This window comes from Hydrogenophaga sp. LT287, from assembly GCF_055702805.1.
Genome location: NZ_JBVPZC010000006.1, coordinates 143,147 through 163,687 on the forward strand (window position 1 = coordinate 143,147; position 20,541 = coordinate 163,687).

26 protein-coding genes are annotated in these 20,541 nt (G+C 63.4%); 23 read left to right on the forward strand and 3 right to left on the reverse strand.

Going from position 1 to position 20,541, the window contains the following annotated elements:
- Positions 1 to 3: 3 nt before the first annotated feature.
- The 19 genes from ubiE to AC0GNR_RS07605 all read left to right on the forward strand — a co-directional run bounded on the left by ubiE (position 4) and on the right by AC0GNR_RS07605 (position 14,779).
- A complete protein-coding gene (gene ubiE / locus AC0GNR_RS07515; RefSeq protein WP_472900340.1) occupies positions 4 to 735 on the forward strand; it encodes a bifunctional demethylmenaquinone methyltransferase/2-methoxy-6-polyprenyl-1,4-benzoquinol methylase UbiE in 732 nt (243 codons plus the stop codon).
- A 42-nt stretch (positions 736 to 777) separates the two neighbouring features.
- On the forward strand, positions 778 to 1,761 hold the full coding sequence (locus AC0GNR_RS07520) for a Tim44 domain-containing protein (protein ID WP_472900341.1): 984 nt from the start codon (positions 778 to 780) through the stop codon (positions 1,759 to 1,761).
- 67 nt (positions 1,762 to 1,828) lie between these two features.
- Entirely contained in the window at positions 1,829 to 2,476 is a 648-nt protein-coding gene (locus AC0GNR_RS07525; RefSeq protein ID WP_472900342.1) for a ubiquinone biosynthesis accessory factor UbiJ, read from the forward strand.
- A complete protein-coding gene (gene ubiB, locus AC0GNR_RS07530; RefSeq protein ID WP_472900343.1) occupies positions 2,473 to 4,038 on the forward strand; it encodes a ubiquinone biosynthesis regulatory protein kinase UbiB in 1,566 nt (521 codons plus the stop codon). The genes AC0GNR_RS07525 and ubiB overlap by 4 nt, the downstream gene beginning before the upstream one ends.
- A gap of 183 nt (positions 4,039 to 4,221) precedes the next feature.
- Complete coding sequence (locus tag AC0GNR_RS07535; protein ID WP_472900344.1) at positions 4,222 to 4,572, forward strand: FmdB family zinc ribbon protein; 351 nt, start codon at positions 4,222 to 4,224, stop codon at positions 4,570 to 4,572.
- 10 nt (positions 4,573 to 4,582) lie between these two features.
- Entirely contained in the window at positions 4,583 to 5,272 is a 690-nt protein-coding gene (locus AC0GNR_RS07540; RefSeq protein ID WP_472900345.1) for a DUF502 domain-containing protein, read from the forward strand.
- 48 nt (positions 5,273 to 5,320) lie between these two features.
- Entirely contained in the window at positions 5,321 to 7,123 is a 1,803-nt protein-coding gene (aspS, locus tag AC0GNR_RS07545) for an aspartate--tRNA ligase (protein WP_472900346.1), read from the forward strand.
- 126 nt (positions 7,124 to 7,249) lie between these two features.
- Positions 7,250 to 7,570: an ElaB/YgaM/YqjD family protein gene (locus AC0GNR_RS07550; RefSeq protein ID WP_472900347.1), complete on the forward strand. Its 321-nt coding sequence runs from the start codon at positions 7,250 to 7,252 to the stop codon at positions 7,568 to 7,570.
- A gap of 5 nt (positions 7,571 to 7,575) precedes the next feature.
- Positions 7,576 to 7,953, forward strand: a complete 378-nt coding sequence (locus AC0GNR_RS07555; RefSeq protein WP_472900348.1) for a phage holin family protein — start codon at positions 7,576 to 7,578, stop codon at positions 7,951 to 7,953.
- A 4-nt stretch (positions 7,954 to 7,957) separates the two neighbouring features.
- Positions 7,958 to 8,254 carry a YqjK family protein gene (locus AC0GNR_RS07560; RefSeq protein WP_472900349.1) on the forward strand — a complete coding sequence of 99 codons (297 nt, stop codon included), beginning with the start codon at positions 7,958 to 7,960 and terminating at the stop codon, positions 8,252 to 8,254.
- Between the two features lie 7 nt (positions 8,255 to 8,261).
- Positions 8,262 to 8,726, forward strand: a complete 465-nt coding sequence (nudB, locus tag AC0GNR_RS07565; RefSeq protein ID WP_472900350.1) for a dihydroneopterin triphosphate diphosphatase — start codon at positions 8,262 to 8,264, stop codon at positions 8,724 to 8,726.
- A 67-nt stretch (positions 8,727 to 8,793) separates the two neighbouring features.
- Positions 8,794 to 9,522, forward strand: a complete 729-nt coding sequence (locus AC0GNR_RS07570) for an endonuclease/exonuclease/phosphatase family protein (protein WP_472900351.1) — start codon at positions 8,794 to 8,796, stop codon at positions 9,520 to 9,522.
- Positions 9,523 to 9,575: 53 nt separating this feature from the next.
- Positions 9,576 to 10,841: a cardiolipin synthase ClsB gene (gene clsB / locus AC0GNR_RS07575; protein ID WP_472900377.1), complete on the forward strand. Its 1,266-nt coding sequence runs from the start codon at positions 9,576 to 9,578 to the stop codon at positions 10,839 to 10,841.
- Between the two features lie 119 nt (positions 10,842 to 10,960).
- On the forward strand, positions 10,961 to 11,689 hold the full coding sequence (gene folE, locus AC0GNR_RS07580; RefSeq protein WP_472900352.1) for a GTP cyclohydrolase I: 729 nt from the start codon (positions 10,961 to 10,963) through the stop codon (positions 11,687 to 11,689).
- 42 nt (positions 11,690 to 11,731) lie between these two features.
- Positions 11,732 to 12,157, forward strand: coding sequence for a BLUF domain-containing protein (locus tag AC0GNR_RS07585; RefSeq protein ID WP_472900353.1), 426 nt, complete (start codon positions 11,732 to 11,734; stop codon positions 12,155 to 12,157).
- Positions 12,158 to 12,206: 49 nt separating this feature from the next.
- Positions 12,207 to 13,040: a DUF429 domain-containing protein gene (locus AC0GNR_RS07590; RefSeq protein WP_472900354.1), complete on the forward strand. Its 834-nt coding sequence runs from the start codon at positions 12,207 to 12,209 to the stop codon at positions 13,038 to 13,040.
- A 90-nt stretch (positions 13,041 to 13,130) separates the two neighbouring features.
- Complete coding sequence (locus tag AC0GNR_RS07595; protein ID WP_472900355.1) at positions 13,131 to 13,352, forward strand: hypothetical protein; 222 nt, start codon at positions 13,131 to 13,133, stop codon at positions 13,350 to 13,352.
- Between the two features lie 174 nt (positions 13,353 to 13,526).
- On the forward strand, positions 13,527 to 14,126 hold the full coding sequence (locus AC0GNR_RS07600; RefSeq protein ID WP_472900356.1) for a YitT family protein: 600 nt from the start codon (positions 13,527 to 13,529) through the stop codon (positions 14,124 to 14,126).
- Between the two features lie 71 nt (positions 14,127 to 14,197).
- Positions 14,198 to 14,779, forward strand: coding sequence for a thermonuclease family protein (locus tag AC0GNR_RS07605; RefSeq protein ID WP_472900357.1), 582 nt, complete (start codon positions 14,198 to 14,200; stop codon positions 14,777 to 14,779).
- 18 nt (positions 14,780 to 14,797) lie between these two features.
- Here AC0GNR_RS07605 and AC0GNR_RS07610 read toward each other — a convergent pair whose 3' ends face one another.
- The 3 genes from AC0GNR_RS07610 to gpmA form a co-directional block, all read right to left on the reverse strand.
- Positions 14,798 to 15,553, reverse strand: coding sequence for a HesA/MoeB/ThiF family protein (locus AC0GNR_RS07610; RefSeq protein ID WP_472900358.1), 756 nt, complete (start codon positions 15,551 to 15,553; stop codon positions 14,798 to 14,800).
- Positions 15,554 to 15,584: 31 nt separating this feature from the next.
- Positions 15,585 to 17,060, reverse strand: coding sequence for a S41 family peptidase (locus AC0GNR_RS07615; protein WP_472900378.1), 1,476 nt, complete (start codon positions 17,058 to 17,060; stop codon positions 15,585 to 15,587).
- Between the two features lie 133 nt (positions 17,061 to 17,193).
- Positions 17,194 to 17,937 carry a 2,3-diphosphoglycerate-dependent phosphoglycerate mutase gene (gene gpmA, locus AC0GNR_RS07620; RefSeq protein WP_472900359.1) on the reverse strand — a complete coding sequence of 248 codons (744 nt, stop codon included), beginning with the start codon at positions 17,935 to 17,937 and terminating at the stop codon, positions 17,194 to 17,196.
- Between the two features lie 141 nt (positions 17,938 to 18,078).
- Between gpmA and AC0GNR_RS07625 the strand changes: the two genes are divergently transcribed.
- The 4 genes from AC0GNR_RS07625 to AC0GNR_RS07640 all read left to right on the forward strand — a co-directional run bounded on the left by AC0GNR_RS07625 (position 18,079) and on the right by AC0GNR_RS07640 (position 20,413).
- A complete protein-coding gene (locus tag AC0GNR_RS07625; RefSeq protein ID WP_472900360.1) occupies positions 18,079 to 18,489 on the forward strand; it encodes a rhodanese-like domain-containing protein in 411 nt (136 codons plus the stop codon).
- Positions 18,490 to 18,532: 43 nt separating this feature from the next.
- Positions 18,533 to 18,790 carry a glutaredoxin 3 gene (grxC, locus tag AC0GNR_RS07630; RefSeq protein ID WP_472900361.1) on the forward strand — a complete coding sequence of 86 codons (258 nt, stop codon included), beginning with the start codon at positions 18,533 to 18,535 and terminating at the stop codon, positions 18,788 to 18,790.
- A 115-nt stretch (positions 18,791 to 18,905) separates the two neighbouring features.
- Positions 18,906 to 19,364 carry a protein-export chaperone SecB gene (gene secB / locus AC0GNR_RS07635; RefSeq protein ID WP_472900362.1) on the forward strand — a complete coding sequence of 153 codons (459 nt, stop codon included), beginning with the start codon at positions 18,906 to 18,908 and terminating at the stop codon, positions 19,362 to 19,364.
- 29 nt (positions 19,365 to 19,393) lie between these two features.
- Positions 19,394 to 20,413: an NAD(P)H-dependent glycerol-3-phosphate dehydrogenase gene (locus AC0GNR_RS07640; RefSeq protein WP_472900379.1), complete on the forward strand. Its 1,020-nt coding sequence runs from the start codon at positions 19,394 to 19,396 to the stop codon at positions 20,411 to 20,413.
- Positions 20,414 to 20,541 lie beyond the last annotated feature (128 nt).

Consider the following 20,541-nt stretch of genomic DNA (forward strand, 5'->3'; position numbering starts at 1 on the left):
TGTATGGCCTCTACACACTTCGGTTTCAAGTCGGTTGACGAGCGCGAAAAAGCGCAGCACGTGCGCAGCGTGTTCGATTCGGTGGCACCCAGCTACGACGTGATGAACGATCTCATGTCGGCTGGCCTGCACCGCGTCTGGAAGCGCTACACCTTGACGGTTGCCAACCCTCAGCCAGGTGACCAGGTGCTGGACATTGCTGGCGGTACCGGCGACCTGTCGCTGGCATTCGCCAAGAAGGTGGGCCCTACAGGTCGCGTGGTTCATACCGATATCAATGAGGCGATGTTGCGCGAAGGGCGCAACCGCCTGCTCGATCTGGGTGTGGTGTTGCCCACGCTGGTGTGCGACGCGGAACAGTTGCCGTTTGAAAGCAACGCGTTCGACTTTGTGTCGGTGGCGTTTGGTTTGCGCAACATGACACACAAAGACCGTGCGCTGGCCGAGATGCAGCGGGTGCTGAAGCCGGGCGGCAAGTTGCTGGTGCTGGAGTTTTCCCGGGTGGCCAAGCCACTTGAAAAAGCTTACGACTGGTATTCGTTCAACATCCTGCCCAAGCTGGGGCGGCTGGTGGCCAACGACGAGGACAGCTACCGTTACCTGGCCGAATCCATTCGCATGCACCCCGGGCAAGAAGAGCTGCGGCAGTTGATGAAGGGTGCCGGGTTTGGGCATGTGGACGTGCACAACCTGTCGGCGGGTGTGGTGGCTCTACACATGGGGATCAAATGTTGATCTGATATGGGTCGGTTGGTTTTTTCGTCTGGGGGGACAAAGATGGGTAACAAAACATTGTGGTCGGTGGTGCTGGTGTGTGCCATGGTCGTTGGCGCTCAGGACGTCTGGGCCAAGCGCATCGGCGGCGGTTTGTCGTTTGGCAAGCAGTCGGGCAATGTGACGCAGCGCAGCAGCACGCCGCCTGCGCAGCAGGCTGCGCCGGCACCCACACAAAATGCCGCTGTGCGCCCCGCCGCCGCCAGCACGGCTGCAGCGCCTGCACCCAAGCGCGCTTGGGGCGGCATGCTGGGCGGCTTGGCGGCAGGCCTCGGTTTGGCCTGGCTGGCCTCCAGCCTCGGCCTGGGTGAAGGTTTTGCCCAGTTCCTCCTGTTTGCGTTGCTCGCCGCCGTGGTGATCGCCGTGGTCGGCATGCTGATGCGCCGCCGCGCCAGCGCAGGGTCCTCGGGGCTGGCCTACCAGGCGGCTGCCGGTGGCGGCAATTCTCAGTTTGACCCCGCCACGCCGCGGGGTTACAGCCCGAAGAACGTGGGCAATGACGCCTCTGCCCGCCCGTGGGAGAGCCATGCTGGCGCTTCTGATGCCGCAGCCGGTGGTTCCATGATCGGCTCGTCCTTGTCGGGATCGCAGGGGTGGGGCGTTCCCGCCGGTTTTGATGCCGAAGGCTTTCTCAAGGCTTCCAAGGCCAACTTTCTCAGCCTGCAAGACGCCTGGGACCGTTCAGACATTCCCAGTCTGCGCGCCATGATGACCGATGGCATGCTGGAGCAGATCCAGAGCCAGCTGTCTGAGCGGGAGCGCTCGGGTGGTGGCACGGTCAACAAGACCGAGGTGGTGATGCTGGAAGCCCATTTGCTGGGTATCGAAGAAATGGATGCAGGCTACATGGCCAGCGTCGAATTTTCGGGCTTGATCCGGGAAGACGTGTCAGCCGGGCCCAATCCTTTCCGTGAGGTCTGGAACATCACCCGCCCCAAGAACGGGTCGGGTGGCTGGTTGGTGGCGGGCGTTCAGGCGTTGCAGTAGCCGCCGTCGCAAACAAGAGCCCCGCGCACCCGTTGCGCCTGGCTTTATCCGTCAAAATCGGGGGGTCATGAAAAATGAACCCCCCGTTTTTTCGTCTGGACCGTCCACTGGCGGCTCCCTTCCCAATTTCCTGCAATCCCTGCTGGGTGCCGTGAGGCCGCCTGACTGGGTGGTGGATGAGTTGCAGAACCGCATCGTTCTGTTTCTCAACCATGTGCTCATGCAGGAAAAAGCAGCACAAGACCGTCTGCGGCGCCAAAAAGGCAAACCGGTGAAGATGCAGTGGGGCGAATTTCACCTCACGCTCACCCCCACCGCTGCGGGCCTGCTCGAACGCGCAGCGCCCGACGCCCAGCCCGAACTGCGGGTGACCCTGACCCAGACTTCACCCCTGGCCCTGGCGCAGACGGTGCTGGCCGGTGACAAGCCCGGTGTGGACATTCAGGGCGATGTGCAACTGGCGGCCGAGGTGGCCTGGCTGGTGGACAACGTGCGCTGGGACCCAGAAGAAGACCTGTCTCGGTTCGTGGGCGACGCCCCCGCCCACACGCTGACGCGTTTTGCCCGTTCGGCGGCGCAGGCCGTCAAGTCGTTCGTGGCACGCAAGCCCGAAGGTTTCCCCCGGCCGCCTTTTGCGTCACCAGGCGCTCCACCGGCACCCGCCGAAGCCCCACCGGCTGCAACCGCCCCAGGTGCTGACGGAACTGCCGCATGAATCGCTTGTTTCGAGGCGCGTTCATTGTTTGGGTGGTGTTGCGCTATGGGTTGGACGAGTTGGTGCTCTCCAGCTTTCGGGGCCGCGGCATCCGGCTGCTGACGCGCATTGTTTCCATTGGCCGCAATCTGGACGCACCGCGCGGCCAGCGCCTGCGTGAGGCACTTGAGCGGCTGGGGCCGATCTTCGTGAAGTTCGGGCAGGTGCTGTCCACCCGCCGCGACCTGCTGCCACCCGATATTGCCGACGAGCTCGCCCGCCTGCAAGACCGTGTGCCACCGTTTCCCAGCGCGGTGGCGGTGGCCACCATCGAGCGCGCGTTTGGCAAACCGCTGGACGCGGTGTTTTCGCACTTTGAGCAGGTGCCGGTGGCCAGTGCGTCCATCGCACAGGTTCACTTTGCCACCCTGCGCGATGGCCGCCATGGCGGGCGCGAGGTCGCAGTCAAGGTGCTGCGGCCCAACATGCTGCCGGTCATCGACAAAGACCTGAGCCTGATGCGCATGATGGCCGGCTGGGTGGACGCTTTGTCGGCCGACGGCAAGCGCCTGAAACCCAAAGAGGTGGTGGCGGAGTTCGACAAATACCTGCACGACGAGTTGGACCTGGTGCGGGAGGCCGCCAACGCGGCCCAGCTGCGCCGCAACATGCAGGGTCTGGACCTGGTGCTCATTCCCGAAATGCTCTGGGACTACTGCCACACCGAGGTGATGGTGATGGAGCGCATGCACGGCCTGCCCATCAACAAGGTGGACGAGTTGCGCCGCTTGGGGGTGGACATTCCCAAGCTGGCGCGCGATGGCGTGACCCTGTTTTTCACCCAGGTTTTTCGAGACGGCTTCTTTCACGCCGACATGCATCCGGGCAACATCCAGGTCAGTGTGGAACCGGCCACGTTTGGGCGCTACATCTCGCTCGATTTCGGCATCGTCGGCACGCTCACCGAGTTCGACAAAGAATACCTGGCGCAAAACTTCACCGCCTTCTTCCGCCGCGACTACAAGCGGGTCGCCGAGCTGCACATCGAGTCGGGCTGGGTGCCCGGTGACACGCGGGTGGACGAGTTGGAGTCGGCCATTCGTGCCGTGTGTGAGCCGTATTTCGACCGCCCCCTGAAAGAAATTTCGCTGGGCATGGTGCTGATGCGCCTGTTTCAGACCTCGCGCCGTTTCCAGGTGGAGATCCAGCCGCAGCTGGTGCTGTTGCAGAAAACCCTGCTCAACATCGAGGGCCTGGGCCGCGACCTGGACCCCGAGCTGGACCTGTGGAACACCGCGAAGCCTTTCCTGGAAACGTGGATGGTGGACCAGCTGGGCCCCAAGAAGTTGCTGGAGCAACTCAAGGCCGAAGCCCCGCAATACGCCAAGCTGCTGCCTGCGCTGCCGCGGCTGCTGCACGACTACCTGCAGCACAAACCCCACGAGTTGCGCCGCGAACTCGATAGCTTGCTGACCGAGCAGCGCCGCACCAACCGTTTGCTGCAGGCCATTCTGTACGGCGGACTGGGCTTCTTGCTGGGTTTGCTCGTCATGCAGCTGCTGGTGCGCGTGCGCCTGTGGTGAGTGGCTGAACCGCACCCCCTGCACGGACTGCCGAGCGGCCAAGTGCCTGACCGGTGGACGGCACAGCGCCGGACCCCCAATTTATAATGTCGGGTTTTGTTCAACTTCCCTTCGGCGAATGACGGCCCGGCCCCTGGCCACTGCATTTGCCGAAGCGACCCGAGTCCCCTACTGGTTCACGTCATGCCCATCTATGCCTACAAGTGCGAGTCCTGCGGCCATGCCAAGGACGTGTTGCAAAAAATGTCCGATGACCCGCTGAGCGTTTGCCCAGCCTGCGGTCAGCCCAGTTTTCGCAAGCAGGTAACCGCTGCCGGCTTCCAGCTCAAGGGCTCAGGCTGGTACGTCACCGATTTTCGCGGTGGCAACACCGCCACCCCGCCGGCCGTGTCCGCAGAGGGTGCTGCCCCGGCTGCGGCTGACGCAGCCAAGCCTGCCGGTGCCTCCACCGCGGCGCCGGCTCCTGCTGCGGCGCCGGCCGCGGCTCCCGCTGCCTCGCCGGCGCCATCATCAGGCTCGACGACGTCCACCTGAGACCGCCCTGATGCCCTCCTTGCGCAAATGGCTGCTCGCTGGCCTGCTGGTTCTGGTGCCCCTGATCATCACCCTGTGGGTGCTGGACTGGGTCGTCACCACGCTGGACCAGACGCTGCATATCTTGCCCGTCAACTGGCATCCCGACCAGTTGCTGGGCGTGCATGTGCCCGGGCTGGGGGTGGTGTTTGCCCTGGCGGTGGTGCTGTCCATTGGCGCGTTGGCGTCCAACATCATTGGCAACAAGCTGGTGCACTGGTGGCACGCCTTGCTGCACCGCATTCCGGTGGTGCGCTCCATTTATTCCGGCGTCAAACAGATATCGGACACCCTGTTTTCTGAAAAAGGCAACGCTTTTCGCAAGGCGCTGCTGGTGCAGTGGCCTCACGAAGGCATGTGGACCATCGCCTTTTTGACCGGCGCTCCTGCGGGTGATGTGTTGCGCCAATTGCAGGCGCAGCCTGGTGGCGCCAGCCCGCAAGATGATTTTTACAGCGTTTTTGTGCCCACCACGCCCAACCCCACCGGCGGCTATTTTGTGATGGTGCGCAAAAGCGCCTGTGTCGAACTGCAGATGAGCGTCGATGCCGCGCTGACCTACATCGTTTCCATGGGTGTGATCGTGCCTGGCGGGCCGAACAATGCCCAACTTCAAGTGGCGCAAATGGCTGCGGCCAGCGCCACCAACACCCCGTCCTGAATGTTTCCCCGCCACCTCGGTGGCGACACTGTTGAAAGAAAAATTGCCATGGCTATGCGTACCCACTATTGCGGTCTTGTGACCGAAGCCCTGCTGGGCCAGACCGTGACCCTGTGCGGGTGGGTCAACCGCCGACGCGACCACGGCGGCGTCATTTTTGTCGACCTGCGCGACCGCGAAGGCTACGTACAAGTGGTGTGCGACCCCGACCGCGCCGACATGTTCAAGGTGGCCGAAGACGTGCGCAACGAATACTGCGTGCAGATCACCGGCCTGGTGCGCGCGCGCCCTGACGGCACCACCAACGACAACCTCAAGAGCGGCAAGATCGAGCTGCTGTGCCACGAACTCAAGGTGCTCAACCCGTCGGTGACGCCGCCGTTTCAGCTCGACGACGACAACCTGAGCGAAACCACCCGCCTCACGCACCGCGTGCTGGACCTGCGCCGCTCGTACATGCAAAACAACCTGATGCTGCGCTACCGCGTGGCCATGGAAGTGCGCAAGTTTCTCGATGCCAACGGCTTCATCGACATCGAAACCCCGATGCTGACCAAGAGCACACCGGAAGGCGCTCGCGACTACCTCGTGCCCAGCCGCGTGCACGACGGCCACTTCTTCGCGCTGCCGCAGTCGCCCCAGCTGTTCAAGCAGCTGCTCATGGTGGCCGGCTTTGACCGCTACTACCAGATCACCAAGTGCTTCCGCGACGAAGACCTGCGCGCCGATCGCCAGCCAGAGTTCACGCAGATCGATATTGAAACCTCGTTCCTGACCGAGGAAGACATCCGTGACATGTTCCAGGGCATGATCAAAACCGTGTTCCAGAACACCCTGGGTGTGGACCTGGGCGAGTTCCCGGTGATGGCCTACAGCGAAGCCATGCACCGCTTCGGCTCCGACAAGCCCGACTTGCGCGTCAAACTCGAATTCACCGAGCTGACCGACGTGATGGCCGACGTGGATTTCAAAGTGTTCAGCGCGCCGGCCACGATGAAGAACGGCCGAGTGGTGGCCTTGTGCGTGCGCGGCGGCGCGGAAATCAGCCGCAGCGAAATCGACGCCTACACCGACTTCGTCAAAATCTACGGCGCCAAGGGCCTGGCTTGGATCAAGGTCAACGAAGTGGCCAAAGGCCGCGACGGCCTGCAGAGCCCGATTGTGAAAAACCTGCACGACGCGGCCGTGACCGAGATTTTGAAGCGCACCGGCGCGCAAGACGGCGACATCATCTTCTTCGGCGCCGACAAGGCCAAGGTGGTGAACGACGCCATCGGCGCGCTGCGCATCAAGATCGGCCACAGCGAGCTGGGCAAGAAAAACGGCCTGTTCGAAGCCCGCTGGGCACCGATGTGGGTGGTGGACTTCCCCATGTTTGAACACGACGAAGAAGCCGACCGCTGGACCGCCGTGCACCACCCCTTTACCGCGCCCAAAGACGGCCACGAAGACTGGATGGTCACCGCACCCGAGAAGTGCATTGCCAAAGGCTACGACATGGTGCTGAACGGCTGGGAAATCGGTGGCGGCTCGGTGCGTATCCACACCGCGGCGGTGCAGCAGAAGGTGTTTGACGCGCTCAAGATCACACCCGAAGAAGCGCAAGTCAAGTTTGGCTTCCTGCTCGACGCGTTGCAATACGGCGCGCCGCCCCACGGTGGTCTGGCCTTCGGCCTGGACCGTATCGTCACGCTGATGACCGGCGCCGACTCGATCCGCGACGTGATCGCCTTCCCCAAGACCCAGCGCGCCCAGTGTCTGCTGACGCAAGCGCCAAGCCTGGTTGATGAAAAACAGCTGCGCGAGCTGCACATCCGCCTGCGCAACACGGACTTGGCCAAGACAGCCTGAGTTTGTACGGTCATTCATGAGCGCGCGGGCCCAGCGCTGGTTCGCTGGGAACTATCGCAGCACAATCACAGTCTGTTGACGGTCTTGTTTGAGACGCTTTGACAACCCATTACCAGGAGGAATGCCATGAACGATTTCGCCAGCGATACCCAGGTCAACAAGGAAAAACTGGTGCGCGACTTGCAACGCGTGATTGCGGATGCCGAGGAGCTGCTGACGGCCACTGCGGGTCAGACCGAAGGCAAGTTGGTGGAGATGCGCGAACGCATTCGCGGCAATCTCATGGACGCGCGGCACAAGCTGGGCGACCTGGAAGACAAGGTCAAGGTCAAAACCAAAGAAGTGGCTCGCGCCACCGACGACTACGTACACGAGCACCCCTGGCCTGCCATCGGCGCCGCGGTGGGCGTGGGCTTGGTGATCGGGTTGCTGATCGGTCGACGCTGATCGGTATGGACAGGCCACCGCCCACCCGCCTGAGCGCCTCGCTCAAGGGGTTCGCCGGCACGGTGTTGACACTGTTGCAGGTGCGCCTGGAGTTGCTCAGTGTCGAAGCGCAGGAAGAGGTGGTGCGCGTGGTCGGGCTGTTGCTGTGGGGCTTGGCGGCGGTGCTTCTGCTGGCCATGGGCCTGGGCTTTTTGGCCATCTTCATCACGGTAGCGTTGTGGGACACGCAGCGCCTGTTGGCGCTGGCGGTGTTTGCTACGCTCTTTCTCACTCTGGGTGGCATCGCCACCTGGATGGCATGGCAGCGCGCGCGCCGCGGCTCGGCCCTGTTCGCCAGCAGCCTGGCCGAGCTGCGGCAGGACCGCGAGCAGCTGCGCTCCTGAGTCCATGGCGCAATCCCAACAAGCGCTCGCGCAGCGACGGCAAGCCCTGGTGTTGCGTTCCCAGCAGCTGCGCGGCCAGCTGGACACCAACCTGCGCGCGCTCGCGCCAGCGTTCACCTTGGCCGACCATGCACAGGATGCGTGGGTCTGGGTGCGATCCCGTCCGACGGCCGTGCTCTTGCCGGTGCTGACGGTGGGCGTGGTCTGGGTGGTCCGAAAGCCGACGCGGCTGTTTCGCCTGAGCTGGGGCGCTTGGTCGGCTTGGCGACTGTGGCAGCGAGCAGGACGGCGCTGGCTGTGAGGCTTTCTTGACTTCGGCGCGCCCGTACAAAATTCCGCAGTCGGTGCTGGTGGTGATCCACACCCCGGCGCTGGAGGTGCTGCTGATCGAGCGTGCCGATGCACCGGGTTTCTGGCAGTCGGTGACCGGATCTCTCGACCAGGAAGACGAACCGTTTGCAGTGGCGGCCTCTCGCGAGGTGGCCGAGGAAACCGGGCTGGACGCCCAGGCACCCGGCCACGTACTGACCGACTGGGGCCTGGAAAATGTGTACGAAATTTACCCGCAGTGGCGGCACCGCTACGCACCCGGCGTGACCCGCAACACCGAGCGACTTTTTGGTCTGTGCATCCCGCAGCCGCTGTCTGTGGTCTTGAGTCCCCGCGAGCACCAGGCACAAGTCTGGTTGCCTTGGGCCGAGGCGGCCGAGCGCTGTTTTTCACCGTCCAATGCCGAGGCTATTTTGCAGCTCCCGCACCGGCGTAGCCGCTGAATTCGCACCTGCTGGCATCAGTCACCCTGGGCAGCAAACCCGAGTCCATTGGTGGCATGATTTGGGCATGAGCATCGTTCGAGTCGCAACTTACAACATCCACAAAGGCGTGCAGGGCCTGGGTCCGGGGCGCCGGCTGGAAATTCACAACCTGGCGCACGCGGTGGAGCAGTTTGATGCCGACATCGTGTGTCTGCAAGAGGTGCGCAGCCACAACCGCAAGCTGGAAAAGCACTTCACCCGCTGGCCCGATCTGGACCAGGCAAACTACCTGACGCCGGACGGTTACGAGGCTGTGTACCGAACCAATGCCGTGACGCGCCACGGCGAACACGGCAACGCGCTGCTCTCGCGCTGGCCGGTGCTGGAGAGCAAACATTCGGATGTGTCCGACCACCGTTTTGAGCAACGCGGGCTGTTGCATGTGCAGTTGCTGGTGGACGGGGTCGCTGTGCATGTGGTGGTGGTGCACCTGGGGTTGATTCATGCCAGCCGTGAGCGCCAGGTGCAGCGCCTGGGGCATTACATTGCTGCCGAGTTGCCGTCTGATGCCCCGCTGATCGTGGCGGGAGATTTCAACGACTGGGGCGCCCAGCTGCTCAAACCCATGGCCGACCTGGACCTGCGCACGTTTGACGGCATTCGCTTGCCGACCTACCCGTCGCGCTTGCCGCTGCTGCATCTGGACCGTATTTTTGTGCGGGGGCTCAAGCCGGTGTCGGCCCATGTGCCTCACGGGCGGGCCTGGACACGCATGTCCGATCACTTGCCGCTCATTGCCGAGCTGGAGCTGTGAGCACGGGCCTGCCGCTGGACGCCGATGCGCCTGGGCGCCGGGGTGCTGGGGGCATGAAAGGGGGTCACCAGCTGGTTTTGCTGCAAAACGGCTCGGCGCTGTTCCCTGCCTTGGTGGAGGCCATGGATGCCGCGCGCTCGGTGGTGCACCTGGAAACCTATATTTTTGAATTTGCGGGCTCGGCGCTGAGCGTGGCCGAGGCCTTGGAGCGGGCCGCATTGCGTGGCGTGGCGGTGCGGCTGGTGATCGACGGTGTGGGCACGCCCCGCATGCCCACCGAATGGGTGCAGCGCTTTGCCAAAGCCGGCGTGCGCTGGCGGGTTTACGCGCCGCTGGGGCGCCTGGGCTTGCTGTTGCCCAGCCGCTGGCGGCGGTTGCACCGCAAGCTGTGTGTGGTGGACGGCACGGTTGGGTTTTGTGGCGGCATCAACATCATTGACGATCAAGACGATGTGGCGCTGGGCCGTTTGCTGGCACCCAGACTCGATTTTTCGTTGCAGGTGGCTGGCCCGCTGGTGGACGACATGGTGGAAACCATGGAGCAGTTGTGGTGGCGCCTGCAGGCGGTGCGCAAGGCCCGGCAGCGGGAATTTCGCGCGGCTTGGCAGGCGTTGCGTGCCACCCGCCCGGTGGGCGATTTTTCGCGTCTGCTGGCGAAGATCGAGTCCCGAACTGGCTTGGACTTTCCTGGTGCTGCGGCTGTTGAGTCCAGCGAGACAGCGCCCGCCTCGCTGGGCGTCGATGGTGCCCGCGCCGCTTTGCTGCTGCGCGACAACGTGACCCACCGGCACGATATAGAACGTGCCTACCTGAAGGCCATTGGCGAGGCGCGACGCGACATTGTCATTGCCAACGCCTACTTCATTCCCGGGCGCAAGCTGCGGCGGGCTCTCATGCTCGCTGTGGGGCGCGGTGTGCGCGTGCGCTTGTTGTTGCAGGGCAAGTACGAGCATTTTTTTCAGTACCGCGCGGCGCGCCCGGTGTACCAGACCTTGTTGAATGCGGGTATTGAAATCCACGAGTACGCGCCCAGTGCCTTGCATGCGAAAGTGGCCGTGTTTGACCAGCGCTGGGCGACGGTGGGTTCGACCAACCTGGATCCTTTGTCGATGCTCTTGGCGCGAGAGGCCAACGTGATGACCACCGACAGGCGCTTTGCCGCTTTGCTGCACGATTGCCTGGACGACCACGTCATCCGCAGTGGACAGCAATTGCATGCCACGAGCCTGAGCCAGCGTCCCTACCATCAACGTGTGCTCGACCGCATCGCTTTCGGCATCATGCGTGCCGTGTTGTTCATCACGGGCCACCGTTACTGACCTCGGCAGATGCGCCAAGCGCTCGGGGTGGGGTTGATCTGGGACGGGTCAAAACCCCAAGAGATTCCCAGTTATTCAGGGCGGGCAGTGGGCTCAAGGTGCCGGTGTTAGCATGTCGCATGCTCGTGAAAACAGAACCTGACATGACCCCAGCCCTCCCCGCCGATGACGACCAGGGTGTGCCTGTGTCGGTCAAAATTCGAGAGCGCGTCAAAGCCGCACGGCAGCGCTTTCACTCCAACGACAACATCGCTGAGTTCATTCAGCCGGGCGAGCTGGACAAGCTGCTCGACGAGGTGGCCGGCAAGATGCAAGGCGTGTTGGAGAGCCTGGTCATTGACCTCGATAACGACCACAACACCGGTGACACCGCGCGCCGCGTGGCCAAGATGTACATCAAAGAGGTGTTCAACGGCCGCTACGTGAAGGGCCCTGCGGTCACCGAATTTCCCAACGCCGAGCACCTCAACGAACTCATGATCGTTGGCCCGATCACCGTGCGCAGTGCCTGCAGCCACCACTTCTGCCCGGTCATCGGCAAGATCTGGATTGGCATCATGCCCAACGAGCACACCAATGTGATTGGTCTGTCCAAGTACGCGCGTCTGGCCGAATGGATCATGGGCCGACCGCAGATCCAGGAAGAGGCCGTGGTGCAACTGGCCGATTTGATCCAGGAAAAAACCCAGCCCGACGGCCTGGCCCTGGTGATGGAAGCCAGCCATTACTGCATGGCCTGGCGTGGTGTGAAAGACATGGACAGCAAGATGATCAACTCGGTCATGCGCGGCGTGTTTCTCAAAGACCCCAACCTCCGGCGCGAATTCCTCTCGTTGATTCCACGCTGAACCCAGCCCAGCGTTGCCACCCCGTTTTATCTGAAGGTTCCCATGCTTGTACGCCTGCTTTACGTCAGCCGCGCCGTCGATAAAGACAGCGCCCGTCTGATCGAGTCCATCCTCGAAGCCTCCCGTTCGCACAACATTGGCAACGGCATCACCGGTGTGCTGTGCTACGGCGGCGGCGTGTTTCTGCAAGCCATTGAAGGCGGGCGCACGGCGGTCAACACCCTTTACAACCACATCGTGGCCGACAAGCGCCACACCGACGCGGTGCTGCTGCACTACGAAGAAATCTCCGAGCGCCGCTTTGGTGGCTGGACCATGGGCCAGGTCAACCTGTCCAAGCTCAACACCTCGATCGTGCTGAAGTACTCCGAGCGTCCCGAGTTCGATCCCTACGCCGTGTCGGGCAAGGTCTCACTGGCGCTGCTCGAAGAGTTGATGGCCACGGCCAGCATCATCGGTCGCGCTTGAGCGCCGTGGGTTTGCTGCTTTCCACCGGGCTCCTGGCCTACCGTTCGGCGTGACCACCGCCCTGCTGGGGTGCGATTTCACCAGTGCACCCAGCCGCCGCAAGCCCATCACCCTGGCCGTCGGCACCCTGGACCGTGGCCGCGTCCTCTTGGGCAACATGGAGCGGTTCGAGACGCTGGACGCCTGGGGTGAACGGCTCAGCCGCCCGCAGATATGGGTGGGTGGTTTTGATCTACCCTTTGGCTTGCCGCGTGAACTGGTGACCACGCTGGGCTGGCCGACCGGCTGGCGCGACTGCATGGCGCACTACGCCAGCCTGGACCGCTCCACCATCCGCGATGCGTTCGCCGCGTTCTGCGACGCGCGCCCGGTAGGCGGCAAGTTTGCCCACCGCGCTACCGACGTCCCCGCAGGCTCCAGTCCGAGCATGAAATGGGTCAACCCGCCGGTGGCTTTCATGCTGCATGCGGGTGTGCCGCGCTTGATCGATGCGGGTGTCACCCTGCCGGGTTTGCACCCCGGCGATCCGAACCGCATGGCCCTGGAAGCCTACCCCGGCCTACTCGCGCGCAGCGTGTTGGGCAACACCTCGTACAAGAGCGACGACAAGACGCGGCAGACGCCTGACCGCCTGATTGCCCGCAAGACACTCATCAACGCGCTGGAAAGCGGCTTGGTGCCGCTGTTGCAGGGCGCCCAGCTGCGCCTCAAGCTCAGCCATGCGCAGCGCGACGCACTGGCCGACGACGCCAGCGGCGACAGCCTGGACGCGGTGCTTTGCCTGCTGCAGGCAGCCTGGGCCCAGACCCAGCACAGTGCCGGGCACCCGTGCTGGGGACTCCCGCCATTCGATCCCCTGGAAGGCTGGATCGTTACAGCCTGAGTCGCCACTTTGGTGCATCATGGGCCACGGTCTGGCGCCTGTGTCTTTTCGGACCCGGGTTGCACGTCCAGTGATGGAATGGAAAACTTCATGAACGCAATCAAATTGGCCGGCATCCTGTGCATTGCAGCCGGCATAGCGGGGTTGCTGTACGGCAGCTTCAGCTACACCAAAGACACCGAGGTGATCAAGCTCGGTCCGGTGGAACTGTCCGTGAAAGAAAAGGAAACGGTGAACGTGCCCATGTGGGTGGGCGTGGGCGCCATCGTGGTGGGCGGGGCCTTGTTGCTGGCCGGTTCTAAAAAAGGTTGATCGGGTGGCGCGTGGGCGCACGCAGGGCCTGACCTGTATCAAACCCGCGGCTGCAGCCATCGGAGACACTGCAGCGCTGTGGCCGCGTTGCGCGGGCTTTTTTAATTTTGGTGCCTGCCCGTGTCCACTTGGTTGTCTCGTTTTCGTCCCGTAACCCCCACCAGTCAAACCACCTTGCCACCGAGCCGCCACAAGCCGCATGAAGACATTCAGGCCTTGCTCACCGGCACGTTGTTTGTGGCGTTGGGGGTGGTCATGTTTCGCCACACTGGGCTGATCACCGGCGGCACGGCGGGCCTGGCATTTTTGCTGCACTACGCCACCGGCTGGAACTTCAGCCTCGTGTTTTTTGCCATCAACCTGCCGTTTTACGGCCTGGCTTTTCAGCGCATGGGTTGGGTGTTCACGCTCAAAACCTTTGCCGCCGTGGCGCTGCTGGCAGTCTTTGTGCAATGGGTGCCGCAGGGCATCACCTTTGCTGCGTTGTCTACCGGTTTTGCCGCGGTCACGGGAGGCCTGCTCATGGGGGCTGGCATGTTGATGCTGTTTCGCCACCGCGCCAGTCTGGGTGGTTTCAACGTCCTGGTGCTGTACCTGCAAGAGCGTTTTGGCTGGCGCGCTGGCCACGTTCAAATGGCCTTTGACTGCGCCATTGTGTTGGCCGCCATGGCGGTGGTCGACTGGTCGCAAATCCTCTGGTCGGTGCTGGGTGCGTTGGTGCTCAACATGACACTGGCCATCAACCACCGTCCGGGGCGCTACATGGCTGTGTGATCGGTGTGACAAACGGCCCGTGCCGTGCGCCGCTGCCTTTTGTCTGGCCTTGAAGCTGGCAGACTACCTGCATGACGTTTTACAAATACACGAGCCTTTGGTGTGCGCCACGTGGTTCGCTTGCCCTGCTGGTGGCCGCTGCGCTGGCTGGCCCAGCCACTGGTTGGGCCCGGTCGGATGCAGCTGCCGGCGCCGCCCCCAGTCAGGCCAGGCAGCCATTGCCTTTCACCTTTACCGGCCGCGTCACCCGGGTGTTTGATGGCGATACGCTGTGGGTCAAGCCGCTGGCCGGTGGCCGCTACCGCAAGTTGCGGCTGGACGGCGTGGATGCCCCAGAGATTTGCCAGAGCGGTGGCCCAGCCGCCCGCGATGCACTGGCCGTGCGCGTGCTCGACCAGGTGGTGACGGTTCGCGTACGCGCGTTTGACACCTACGGCCGCGGCTTGGCGCAAGTCACTGCCGGTGGCGATGACATGGCCGCCGTGCTGGTGCGTGGCGGCCACGCCTGGTCTTCCCGCTGGCGGCGCAGCCTCGGGCCTTACGCGGCCGAAGAAGCGCAGGCGCGTGCCGAACGCAAAGGGGTGTTTGGTGTGGACGGTGCTGAAACACCGCGTGAATTTCGGCGCCGGCACGGGCCGTGTTCTCTGCCTTGAGGCACGCGGCTTGCGGCTTCAGGCGTGCGGCTGGCCGCACACCGCACACTGCGGGTTTTGGGGCAGGGCGATTTCGTTAAAGGCCAGGTCGCGGCCGTCCAGCATCAGCAGGCGCCCGGTCAAGCGCGAGCCCTGCCCCGTCAGCAGCTTCAGCGCTTCAGCGGCCTGCATGGTGCCCACAATGCCCACCAGTGGCGCAAACACGCCCATGGTGGCGCAGCGGGTTTCTTCCACGCCGCTGTCTTCGGGAAATACGCAGGCATAGCAGGGGTTGCCTGGCACGCGCGGGTCAAACACACTGAGCTGGCCGTCCATGCGGATGGCGGCGCCCGACACCAGCGGTTTGCCGTGCTCCACGCAGGCGCGGTTGATGGCGTGGCGGGTGGTGAAATTGTCGGTGCAGTCGAGCACCACGTCGGCTTGCGCCACCAGTGTGTTCAGCAGGGTCTCGTCAGCCCGTTGCACCACGGGCGCAACAACCACGTCGGGGTTGATCGCGGCGACGGCCTGCTGCACCGACAGCGCCTTGGCCATGCCCACCCGGGCCAGGTTGTGTGCAATCTGGCGCTGCAGGTTGGTTTCGTCCACCACATCGTGGTCGACCACCGTGATGCGGCCAACACCCGCGCTGCCCAGGTACAAGGCCACCGGCGAGCCCAGGCCGCCGGCACCGATCACCAGCGCGTGCGACGCCAGCAACTGCTCTTGCCCTTCAACGCCGAGTTCGTTGAGCAAGATGTGGCGCGAATAGCGCAGGAGCTGGGCGTCGTTCAAGGGCAGTCGCTGCGGCAGGGCCGCCGCAGGGTCAGTTGTCTTTTTTCTCTTCGGCGCTGCGCACCGTCAGCGTCTTGCTCACCACCACCGGCTGGCCTTTGAGCTGGTTGAGCGCTTGTTGCAGCTGGAAGTCTTTTTCGCTGCCAAATTCCGGCACCAGGCGTTGGCCCGGGTTCTTCTTGGCTTCTTCTTCCAGGCGTTTGCGGGCTTGCTCACGCGCTTCTTCGCGCTGCTGTTCCTCAGCGCGGCGCGCATCGGTCATGGGCGGTTCGGCGTCTTTGCCGTTGCCCAGGTGCTTTTGCAGGTCGGCCTCGCGGGTACGCAGGGCGGCAAACACATTGCCTTCGAGGGTTTCGTCCACCATCACGTCGGGCACGATCCCCTTGGCCTGAATGGAGTTGCCCGAGGGCGTGTAGTAGCGCGCGGTGGTCAGCTTCAGGCCGGTTTCTGGCCCGAGGGGACGCACGGTTTGCACCGAGCCCTTGCCGAACGTCTGGCTGCCCAGAATGGTGGCGCGTTTGTGGTCTTGCAAGGCGCCCGCCACGATTTCGCTGGCCGATGCAGAGCCTTCGTTCACCAGCACCACCAGCGGTACTTTTTTCAGTGCGCCCTGGGTGGCGTCGGTCAGCCGCTTGATCGGGTCCGGGCCACCGCGGCGCAGGTAGTGCTGCGGAATCGCCTTGTAGACAAATTTGCTGTCTTCGAGCTGGCCGTTGGTCGACACCACCGTGACGTTTTCAGGCAGAAACGCTGCTGACAGCGCAACCGCTGCGTCCAGCAAACCGCCCGGGTCGTTGCGCAGGTCCAGCACCAAGCCCTTGAGCTTGGGGTCGGCCTTGTAGATCTCTTCCACTTTGCGGGCAAAGTCTTCAATGGTCCGTTCCTGGAACTGCGACACCCGAACCCAGGCGTAGCCGGGCTCGACCACCTTGGACTTGACGCTCTGGGTTTTGATTTCTTCGCGCGTGATCGTCACCGGAAAACTGCGGTTTTCGTCCTTGCGGAAAATGGTGAGCAGCACCTTGGTGCGCGGCTCGCCCCGCATGAGCTTGACCGCGTCGTTGATCGACAGGCCCTTCACGGCCGTGTCATCGATCTTGGTGATCAGGTCGCCGGTTTTGAGTCCGGCGCGGAAAGCAGGTGAGTCTTCGATGGGCGAAACCACCTTGACCAGACCGTCTTCCATGGTGATTTCAATGCCCACGCCCACGAACCGGCCGCTGGTGCCTTCGCGGAATTCCTTGAACGACTTTTTGTCGAAATACTGGGAGTGCGGATCGAGGCTGGCCACCATGCCAGAGATGGCTTCGGAGATGAGTTTTTTCTCATCCACCGGCTCCACGTAGTCGGTCTTGACCATGCCAAACACCGCAGCGAGCTGTTGCAGCTCTTCGAGTGGCAAGGGCGCCAGCGTGCCCCGAGCCACCGCCTGCAGTTGTACGGTGGTGAGCGCGCCAGCCACCGCGCCAATGGCAACCCAGCCCGCAATTTTCAGCTTTTGACCCACAAATTTACCCATGGAAATACCTCAAAACAAACCTGAGCGGTGCCGGAGGCGCCTGCTGCAAAGCAATATACACCTTGGAGCAAGCCCGGGTATTTCGGTTCCGTAAAGCCTTTGGTGCCTCAGCGGGTGGCCTTCAGCCCTTGCCTTGTGCCGCGACGGCAGCCGCCGCGGCCGCTGCGGCTTCGGCGTCCCCCAGGTAGTAACGCTTGATGAGCTTCAGATCGGCGTCCAGTTCGTACACCAGCGGAATGCCGTTGGGGATGTTGATGCCCACAATGTCTGCGTCGCTGATGCCTTCGAGGTACTTCACCATGGCACGGATGCTGTTGCCGTGGGCGGCCACCACCACGCGTTTGCCGGCCTTGATGGCGGGTGCCAGCGCCTCGTTCCAGAACGGCATGACGCGGGCCACTGTGTCTTTCAGGCATTCGGTCAGGGGCACCTGGTCGGGTTGCAGCAGGGCGTAGCGGCGGTCGCTGCGCTCGCAGCGCGGGTCGGTCGGCTCCAGTGCGGGCGGTGGCGTGTCGTAGCTGCGGCGCCAGATCAGCACCTGCTCGTCGCCATATTGTTTGGCCATGTCGGCCTTGTTCAGGCCCTGCAGGGCGCCGTAGTGGCGCTCGTTCAGGCGCCAGCTCTTCACCACGGGCAGCCAGGTGCGGTCCATCTCGTCCAGGGTGTACCAGAGGGTGTGAATGGCCCGCTTGAGGACGCTGGTGTAGGCAATATCGAAGTCGTAGCCTTCGGCCTTGAGCAGTTTGCCGGCCGACATCGCTTGGGACACGCCGGTCGGCGTCAGGTCCACATCGGTCCAGCCGGTGAAGCGGTTTTCAAGGTTCCAGGTGGATTCACCGTGGCGGATCAGGACGAGTTTGTACATGGGTAGATGAGGGCGTTGATGCGCGCAAAACCAGGGTGACAGCACTGCGCAGAGCGGGTCCGAGTTGAACTGCGGCGCAACGTGGCCCACACAGTCCAGCCAGACATTCTAAAATCGCGGGCTTAACTGAAAGGTGTCCCCGTGAGTTTTTTTATTGAAAACTGGATTTTGATTGCCGTAGCGTTCAGCGCGGGTGCCATGTTGATGTTCCCGGCACTGACCGCCGGGGGCGGAGCAGATTCGCTCAACCCCGCTCAGGCGGTGCAGTTGATGAACCGCGAGAAGGCCGCCGTGATCGATGTGTGTGGCGCCGATGAATTTGCGGCCGGGCATGTGGTGGGTGCCAAGAACATTCCTCTGGCCGACCTGGAAGCCAAGCTGACCGGTGCGGTGAAGAACAAAGCCACGCCGGTTATTTTGGTGTGCGCGTCGGGCATGCGTTCCAAGCGCGCTGTGGCCATTGCCAAGAAGCTGGGCTACGAGAACAGCCATTCCCTGGCGGGTGGCATGGGTGGCTGGCGCACGGCCAGCTTGCCGGTTGAAAAAGCCTGATCATTCCGGCCGATTTCCCCGCAACCTTTTTTCAGGATTCCGCATGACCACCGTCAAGATGTACACCAGCGCGTATTGCCCCTATTGCAGCCGCGCCAAGGCCTTGCTGCAAGCCCGTGGCGTGACCCAGCTTGAAGAAGTCTTTGTTGACGGGCAACCCGAGCTGCGCGCGCACATGAAAGGCCTGACCGGGCGCACCAGCGTGCCGCAAATCTTCATTGGTGAAACCCATGTGGGCGGCTGCGACGATCTGCATGCGCTCGATGCAAAGGGCGGCCTGGTGCCCATGCTGCAAGCCTGAGCGGCTGAGGCCGTTGAGTCCTGTGCGACGGGGCTGACATAATCACCACCGGTGCCCGCTGCGGGAACGCATTTCCCCGGCGGGTTTCGTTTTTCCAGACTATTAGAGACTTCACATGGCCGACACCCAAGAACCCATTTTCCAGATCCAGCGCGTCTACTTGAAAGAGGCTTCCCTGGAGCAGCCCAATTCGCCCGCCATCTTGCTGGAGCAAGAGCAGCCTTCGGTGGACATTCAGCTGGGCGTGGAAGCCAACCCGGTGGCCGACGGCGTGTACGAGGTCTGTGTCACCGCCACCGTGCAGACCAAGATCAAGGACAAAACCGTGTTCCTGGTCGAAGCCAAGCAGGCTGGCATTTTTGAAATTCGCAACCTGCCCCAAGAGCAGATGGGTCCGATCATGGGCATCGCTTGCCCGCAAATCGTCTACCCCTACCTGCGCAGCAACGTGGCCGACCTGATCCAGCGTGGCGGCTTCCCGCCCGTGCACCTGGCCGAGATCAACTTTCAGGCCATGTACGAGCAGCAGCAGGCGCAGGCCGCTGAAGACGCCCCCCGTATCGTCACGCAATAAGCGTGCAGGCTGTGGGCGCAACAGCACCCCTGAACATCGCCGTGCTCGGCGCTGGTGCCTGGGGCACGGCGCTGGCCATCAGCGCGGCGGGGCCTTCGGGGCAGGCGCACCGCGTCACGCTGTGGGCCCGCGACGCTGCACAGGCGGCAGACATGCAGGCCCAGCGAGAAAACCGGCGCTACCTGCCCGGGTTTGCGTTGCCTGAAGGCTTACAGGTTTCACACGCACCGCTGGGTGGCCCAGACGCGCCGACCCACGGTGCTGATCTGGTGATCGTGGCCACCCCCATGGCGGGGCTGCGCGGCATGCTGGAGTGCTTGCGCGAGCAGCCGGCCCCGGTGGCTTGGCTGTGCAAGGGCTTCGAGGCACCCCGTGGCGAGCCTGCCATGGGGCTTATGGGGCACGAAATTCGGGCCGAGGTCGCGCCACAGCTGCAAGCGGGTGTGCTCAGTGGCCCCAGCTTTGCCCAAGAGGTGGCCCGCGGCCAGCCCACCGCCCTGGTGGCGGCCAGCGAGCACGCCAGCGTGCGCGCTGCGCTGGTGGCGGCGTTTCACAGCCCAGCGCTGCGTGTTTACGCCAACGAAGACATCGTGGGCGTGGAAGTGGGCGGTGCGGTGAAAAACGTGCTGGCCATTGCCACCGGGCTGTGCGACGGGTTGAACCTGGGCCTGAATGCTCGGGCCGCGCTGATCACCCGGGGACTGTCCGAAATGACCCGCCTGGGCTTGGCGCTCGGCGCACGGGTGGACACGTTCATGGGCCTGTCGGGCCTGGGCGATCTGGTGCTGACCGCCACCGGCGACTTGTCACGCAACCGCAAAGTGGGCCAGTTGCTGGCGCAGGACTTGAGCCTGCAACAGGCCGTGGACTCACTGGGTCACGTGGCCGAGGGCGTTTACAGCGCCCGCACCGTGGTGCAGCGCGCCCGCATGCTCGGCGTGGACATGCCGATCAGCGAAGCTGTGGTGGCCCTGCTGGACGGCCAATTGAAACCCGCGCAGGCCGTGGCCGCCCTGATGGGGCGCGACCCCAAAGACGAAACGGTGTAGCCAACGCCGCAGGCACCCACAGTCTTTGAAACGACCCAGGAGCCCGCACGGCAGAACCGCCGCCGGCGCGCAGTGCCCCCCACCCAGGATGCCGCGGAACCGGCTCAGCCGGGCCACCAGCATCGCCC